Here is a 6,910-nt window from a genome sequence, read left to right as displayed (position 1 = left end):
GCCCACGTCCAGGGTGAAGGTCTTCTCGGTGGTGTTGCCTTCCGCGTCGGTGGTCACCACGGTGAAGCTGTCGGCGCCGTGATAGTTGGCGTCGGGCGTATAGGTGTAGCTGCCGTCCGGATTGACGGTGATGGTGCCGTGCTCCGGCTGGCCGGTGGCGGCCAGGGCGAAGGTCACCGCGCCGTCGGCATCGGTGGCCGACAGCTGGCCGGTCAGCACGGTGTCTTCCGAGGTGGTGACGTCATTGGCGGCGATGGTGGCTTCATCGTCCACCGCGCCCACGTTGACGGTGATGGTCTGCTCGGTGACGCCGCCCTCGGCGTCGGTCACGCGGACCACGAAGGAATCGGAGCCGTGCCAGTTGGCGTCGGGGGTGAAGGTGAAGGTGCCGTCGGCATTGACGACGATGTCGCCATTGGCGGTGCCGGTGACCAGCTCGACGGCGGTAATGGCGCCATCCACGTCGGACGCGACGATGGTGCCGGTGACGGCGTTGTCCTCGCTGGTGGCCAGGGTGGCGCCGGTGGCGTCATCGCCGCCATCGACGCTGATCCGCGCCGCGTCATCGACGTTGTCGATGGTCACGGTGACGGTGTTGACGGTCTGGTTGCCGGCCTCGTCGGTCACCACGTAGGTGAGGGTGTCGGTGCCGAAATAGTTCTCGTTCGGGACGTAGCTGTAGGTGCCGTCGCCGTTGTCGAAGATGGAGCCGTGGCCGGCGCTGACCGAGCTGACGGTGACCGCGCCGCCATCGGGATCCTCGGCGTCGATGGCAAAGGTGAGGCGGCCCTCTTCCTGCATCTCGGCGGTGGTGGTGGCGTCGTCGCCGGTGCCCGAGCCGTCCTTGATGACGATGCCGTCGGAAACTGCCGCGTCGTCGGTGGGCGTGACGGTGATGGGGACCGCGACCTCGGTCACGCCGCCCAGTTCATCGTAGACCTTCACGGTGAAGGTGTCGGTGCCGCTCCAGTTGCTGTCCTCGGCGACATAGGTGAAGGTGCCGTCCGGATTGACGGTGAGGGTGCCGCTGTTGTTGCCGTCCACCACTTCGTAGCCGACGACGGCGCCATCGGCATCGGTGCCGACGATCCGGCCGGTGACGGTGGTGGCATCGCCGGTGGCGCTTTCGGCCCCGGTATTGCCGGTGATGGTCACCGTCGAGTTGTCCTGCGCGTTTTCGACATCGACCTCGATCAGCTTGGTGACCGAGTTGCCCTCGTCGTCGGTGACGGTGATGGTGAAGCTGTCCTTCGGCCGCAACTCGACGGTGTTGCCCTCGCCGTCGATGTAGGAGGTGAAGTAGTCCGGGTCCGGGGTGTACTCGTACTTCCCAGTTACCGAATTGTAATTAAGCGTGCCGTGGGCCGGGTCGGTATAGGTGATGATCACCGAGCCGCCATCGGGGTCCTCGGCGTTGATGCCGAAGCTGAGCGTCTGGTCCTCTTTCCACTTGATCGGGGTTTCCAGCGGGATTTCGGGCAGGCCGTCGTCAGGGATATCGATGGTCAGCCCACCGAAGACCGGCTGGGAATCGGCGAAGACCTCTTCCTCGATCACCCCGGGAACCACATTCTCGGCCGTGACCTCGGCCACTTCCTCGACCCGCTCTTCGACCTCCTCCTGCACCTCCGGCGCCGGCGCGGATTCGATGCCCTGGCCGAACACCACGTTGGCTTCCGACAGGTCATCCTTGGACAGGGTGTTGGGCGCGGGCGGCGGCTCGGCCAGCTCCGCCGCGTCGGCGCCCTCATCCTCGAGCGTCGCCACTTCGCCAAGCTCCACCGAAGCCGGGGGCGCCTGCTCGACGATGACTTCCTGGGTATCGATCAGCCCGAGCTGGATGGCCGCGTCTTCCTGCACCTGGCGGCCGTCGTCGGAGCCCTGGTGGATGGTGGCCAGGCTGCCGAACGCGGCGTCGTTGGGATCGATGCCGCGGGCGACGTTGAGCCGCGCCTCGCCCATGTTCTGCTCGCCGATGTTGTTGAGCAGCGTGAGATCGTCGAGCGCCTGCAGGTCGCCCTGCGCAGAATTCGGATTGGAATTCTGGTTCTGGTTCTCGTTCTCGTGCTCGTTCTCGTCGTTGTGCAGGTCGCGATCGTCGGCCATGGCTTCGCTCCGGGCAAAAAAAATCCCGGCCGCAATGCGGTCCGGGATGGTCAGCTAGTATGATGCTCCTTTCGGGGAAGGGAGTCAAAGGGATTCGGGAATGGCGGATTACCTCCGTTTCGCCCGCCCTTTCGGCCCCGGCGGCCGGGCCTGGGCCGCCCCCTTGGGCTTGCTCATCATGTCCAGCGGCACCCCCAGCTCGTTGGCCTCCAGGCGCCGCAACTCGTCGCGCAGCCGCGCCGCCTCCTCGAATTCCAGGTCGGCGGCGGCGGCCTTCATGCGCTTCTCGATATCGGCCTTGACCGCCGCCAGGTTGTGGCCGATGGCGTGGCCCAGACCGGCATCGCCGGTCGATACGGTGACGTAGTCCTGCTCGTAGACGCTGTCGAGCACGTCCGCCACCGCCTTCTTCACGCTTTCCGGGGTGATGCCGTGGGCGGCGTTGTAGGCCTGCTGCTTCTCGCGCCGGCGGTTGGTCTCGGCCAGGGCGTAGTCCAGCGAGTCGGTCATCTTGTCGGCATAGAGGATGACCCGGCCGTCGAGGTTGCGGGCGGCCCGCCCGATGGTCTGGATCAGCGAGGTCTTCGAGCGCAGGAAGCCTTCCTTGTCGGCGTCGAGGATGGCGACCAGGGCGCATTCCGGGATGTCCAGGCCCTCGCGCAGCAGGTTGATGCCGACCAGCACGTCGAAGGCGCCCAGCCGCAGATCGCGGATGATCTCGATGCGCTCGAGGGTGTCGATGTCGGAATGCAGGTAGCGCACCCGCACCCCGTGGTCGTGCAGGTATTCGGTGAGATCCTCGGCCATGCGCTTGGTCAGCACGGTGACCAGGGTGCGGTGGCCGCGGGCGGCCATCTGGCGGACCTCGCCCAGCAGGTCGTCGACCTGGTGCTCCACGGGACGGACGATGCAGACCGGGTCGATCAGGCCGGTGGGGCGGATCACCTGCTCGGCGAAGGTGCCGCCGGTCCGCTCCATCTCCCACGGGCCGGGGGTGGCCGAGACGAACACCGATTGCGGCCGCATCTGCTCCCATTCCTCGAACTTCAGCGGCCGGTTGTCGATGCAGGACGGCAGGCGGAAGCCGAATTCGGCCAGGGTCGACTTGCGGTTCCAGTCGCCCTTGAACATGCCGCCGACCTGGGGAACGGTGACGTGGCTTTCATCGACGATCAGCAGCGCGTCCTCGGGCAGGTACTCGAACAGGGTGGGCGGCGGCTCGCCGGGGCGGCGCCCGGTGAGGTAGCGGGAATAGTTCTCGATGGACTTGCAGTGGCCGGTGGTCTCCAGCATCTCCAGGTCGAAGGTGGTGCGCTGTTCCAGGCGCTGGGCCTCGAGCAGCTTTCCTTCGGCGTTGAAGCGTTCCAGCGTCTCCTTCATCTCGGCCTTGATGCCGGAAATGGCGGCGGTGATGGTGGGGCGGGGCGTGACGTAGTGGCTGGAGGGATACACCACCACCTCGGACAGGCGCACGGTCTTGGCCCCGGTCAGCGGGTCGAACTCGGCGATGGATTCGATCTCGTCGCCGAACAGGCTGATCTGCCACGCCCGGTCCTCGTAATGGACCGGGAAGATCTCGACCGAATCGCCGCGGACCCGGAAGGTGCCGCGCTCGAAGGCGGCGTCGTTCCTGGTGTATTGCAGATCGACCAGGCGCTTGAGCAGGTCCGAGCGGTCGATGCTGTCGCCCACCTTCAGCGGAATGGTCATGCGGGCGTAGGACTCCACCGAGCCGATGCCGTAGATGCACGAGACCGAGGCGACGATGATGACGTCGCGCCGCTCCAGCAGCGCCCGCGTCGCCGCATGGCGCATGCGGTCGATCTGCTCGTTCACCGCCGAGTCCTTCTCGATGTAGGTGTCGGTGCGCGGGATATAGGCTTCCGGCTGGTAATAGTCGTAATACGAGACGAAATATTCTACCGCGTTGTCGGGGAAGAAGCTCTTCATCTCGCCGTAGAGCTGCGCCGCCAGGGTCTTGTTGGGAGCCATCACCAGGGTCGGCCGGCCGGTGCGGGCGATGACGTGGGCGATGGTGAAGGTCTTGCCCGAACCGGTCACCCCCAGCAGCACCTGGTCGCGCTCGCCGCCCGCGACGCCGGATGCCAGCTCCTCGATGGCGGTCGGCTGGTCGCCGGCCGGCTGATAGTCGGACACCAGCTTGAAGGCGGCGGTGCCCGAGGGCAGCGGCGGACGTTCGATGAAGTCGAGCAGCGGGCGTGCGGTCATGGCGAGTCCATATTAGGTCGCGCCGCGCGAATCGCCAGCGCTTCGTCAATCCCCCATCGGCCCAGCCCGCTCCTGCCATCGGCGCGATTGCCGCAGCGCAGCAAATGGCCTAGCTGGATGGTATGAAGACCATCACCCTGGCCCTGCAGGGCGGCGGCACCCACGGCGCCTTCACCTGGGGGGTGCTGGACCGGCTGCTGGCCGACGAGCGCATCGCCATCGAGGCGATCAGCGGCACCTCGGCCGGCGCCATCAACGGCGCCCTGCTGGCCTGCGGCATGAGTGAAGGTGGGCGGGACGGCGCGCGGCGCCTGTTGCGCCGCTTCTGGTGGCACCTGGCCGACGTCTCGCGGCTGTCGCCGCTGCAGCCGACACCGCTCGACCGCGCGCTGTCGGGCTGGGGCGTGCAGTATTCGCCGGTCTACCAGTGGGTCGAGGCGGTCACCCGGCTGCTGTCGCCCTATCACCTCAATCCGCTGGGCATCGACCCGTTGCGCGCCATGCTGCGGTCGGTGATCGACTTCGAGCGGCTGGCGACCTCGCCGGTGCGGCTGTTCGTCTCGGCCACCGACGTGCGCTCGGGCAAGGTGCGGGTGTTCCTGCCGGACGAGGTCACCGAGGACGTGGTGCTGGCCTCGTCCTGCCTGCCCAACCTGACCCGGGCGGTGGAGATCGACGGCCGCGCCTATTGGGATGGCGGCTACGTCGCCAATCCGGCCATCCATCCCCTGGTCCACCGCGCCGCCGCCACCGAGGTGGTGATCGTCCAGGTCAACCCCATCGGCGGCCGGCCGATGCCGGTGCTGGCCGAGGACATCCTGCACCGCATCAACGAGATCAGCTTCAACGCCTCGGTGATGCGCGAGATGCACGCCCTGGCCTACCTCACCCGCCTCGACGATGCCGGCTGGATCGCGCCCGAGGCCAAGGTGCGGCGCACCCACATCCACATGATCGCCGACGAGGAGCTGATGGCCGGCCTGCATGCCAGTTCCAAGTTCAACGCCGAGCCGGCCTTCATCGACCTGCTGTTCGACGCCGGCACGCAGGCGGCCGGGTCGTGGCTGGCCGCCCATTACGACGATCTCGGGCGGACCAGCACCATCGACATCAACGAGGTCTATCTGTGATCACACCAGGTCCGAATGATGCATTCGGACCTGGTATGGTTTTGTTTGCCCCTCGCCGGGCGCAAACCTCCGGTTTGCTTGGCCGCGCCCGCAATGGGCGCAGGATACGGAATCCGAATGGATCATTCGGATTCCGTATCACCCCTTCTTAAGGTAATCCTTAGCCAGCACCTCGGCGATCTGAACGGTGTTCAGCGCCGCGCCCTTGCGCAGGTTGTCCGAGACGCACCAGAACGACAGGCCGTTCTTGATGGTGGGGTCCTTGCGGATGCGGCTGACATAGACCGCGTCCTCGCCCACGCATTCCAGCGGGGTGACGTAGCCGCCCGGCTCGCGGGTATCGACCACGATCACGCCGGGGGCGTTCTTCAGCGCCTCGGTGGCCTGCTCGACCGAGACCGGCTTTTCGAACTCCACGTTGACGCATTCGGAATGGCCGACGAACACCGGCACGCGCACGCAGGTGGCATGCACCTCGATGTTGGGGTCGAGAATCTTGCGGGTCTCCACCGTCATCTTCCACTCTTCCTTGGTCGAGCCGTCCTCCATGAAGACGTCGATCTGCGGGATCAGGTTGAAGGCGATGGGCTTGGGGAACTTCTTGGGTTCGCGGCTGTCGTTGACGTACACCGCGCGGGTCTGCTCGAACAATTCGTCCATGGCGTCCTTGCCGGCGCCCGACACCGACTGGTAGGTGGACACCACCACCCGCTTGATCTTGCCCAGCACGTGCAGCGGCTTCAGCGCCACCACCATCTGGATGGTCGAGCAGTTGGGATTGGCGATGATGCCGCGCCTGGTGTACTGGGCGATGGCTTCCGGGTTGACCTCGGGCACCACCAGCGGCACGTCGGGCTCCATGCGGAAATGCGAGGTGTTGTCCACCACCACGCAGCCGGCCGCCGCGGCGCGCGGGGAATGCTGCGCCGAGACCTTGGCCCCGGGCGACGACAGGGCGATGTCGGTGCCCTTGAAGTCGAACTTGGCGAGGTCCTGGACCTTCAGGATCTTGTCGTCGCCGAACGCCACCTCGCGGCCGACCGAGCGCTCGGAGGCCAGGGCCACCACCTCGTCGACCGGGAACTTGCGGTCCACCAGGGTCTGCAGCATTTCACGGCCGACATTGCCCGTGGCTCCGATGACAGCAACCTTGTAACCCATTGTCTCTCTCCGTGCTCTGGAGCCCTGGCGCCCCGGGGGCATGATGCCAAAAAGCCCGCGGGGTGGTCCGCGGGCCGTTGTCGTGACGAATATGACGAACCGGCCCGCCTATGAGGTGGTGGTAGTGCCGGTTTTGGTGGTGACGACGAAGACCGACGCCCGGGCCGCAGCCTGGGCGCAACGCACGTCAGCGATGAACAGCCGAACCGGCATGGGACCTCCGTCAACCGCAAAGCTTTTACGCGCGGCCACGGGCGGGCGCAAGCGGAAACGGCGCCAAATAC

At 66.5% G+C, this 6,910-nt stretch carries 4 protein-coding genes; 1 reads left to right on the top strand and 3 read right to left on the bottom strand.

The genetic code is table 11. The features are described from left to right. Both MTBUT4_RS13555 and uvrB read right to left on the bottom strand, forming a co-directional pair. Positions 1–2,106 (bottom strand): cadherin-like domain-containing protein (locus tag MTBUT4_RS13555; RefSeq protein ID WP_173980224.1); only part of this gene is annotated, 2,106 nt, incomplete at its 3' end. A gap of 108 nt (positions 2,107–2,214) precedes the next feature. Next, on the bottom strand, positions 2,215–4,335 hold the full coding sequence (uvrB, locus tag MTBUT4_RS13550) for an excinuclease ABC subunit UvrB (RefSeq protein ID WP_173980223.1): 2,121 nt from the start codon (positions 4,333–4,335) through the stop codon (positions 2,215–2,217). 122 nt (positions 4,336–4,457) lie between these two features. On the opposite strand from uvrB, the gene MTBUT4_RS13545 reads away from it, so the two are divergent. Beyond that, positions 4,458–5,465, top strand: coding sequence for a patatin-like phospholipase family protein (locus MTBUT4_RS13545; protein WP_173980222.1), 1,008 nt, complete (start codon positions 4,458–4,460; stop codon positions 5,463–5,465). 138 nt (positions 5,466–5,603) lie between these two features. Here the strand turns inward: MTBUT4_RS13545 and MTBUT4_RS13540 are convergent, their stop codons facing one another. Then, the gene (locus MTBUT4_RS13540; protein ID WP_173980221.1) at positions 5,604–6,626 is read right to left on the bottom strand and encodes an aspartate-semialdehyde dehydrogenase; all 1,023 of its coding nucleotides are present in this window, start codon (positions 6,624–6,626) and stop codon (positions 5,604–5,606) included. Positions 6,627–6,910: the final 284 nt, after the last annotated feature.

The organism is Magnetospirillum sp. UT-4, from assembly GCF_902729435.1.
In the GTDB taxonomy this organism is placed as follows: domain Bacteria; phylum Pseudomonadota; class Alphaproteobacteria; order Rhodospirillales; family Magnetospirillaceae; genus Magnetospirillum.
Note: the sequence above shows the minus strand (reverse complement) of the source record. Positions and strands in the feature narration are given on the sequence as shown.

What these genes read in the sequence shown, in the direction of transcription:
- uvrB (WP_173980223.1), bottom strand. Translation starts at nt 4,335, where the DNA reads ATGACCGCACGCCCGCTGCTCGACTTCATCGAACGTCCGCCGCTGCCC.
- MTBUT4_RS13545 (WP_173980222.1), top strand. Translation starts at nt 4,458, where the DNA reads ATGAAGACCATCACCCTGGCCCTGCAGGGCGGCGGCACCCACGGCGCC.
- MTBUT4_RS13540 (WP_173980221.1), bottom strand. Translation starts at nt 6,626, where the DNA reads ATGGGTTACAAGGTTGCTGTCATCGGAGCCACGGGCAATGTCGGCCGT.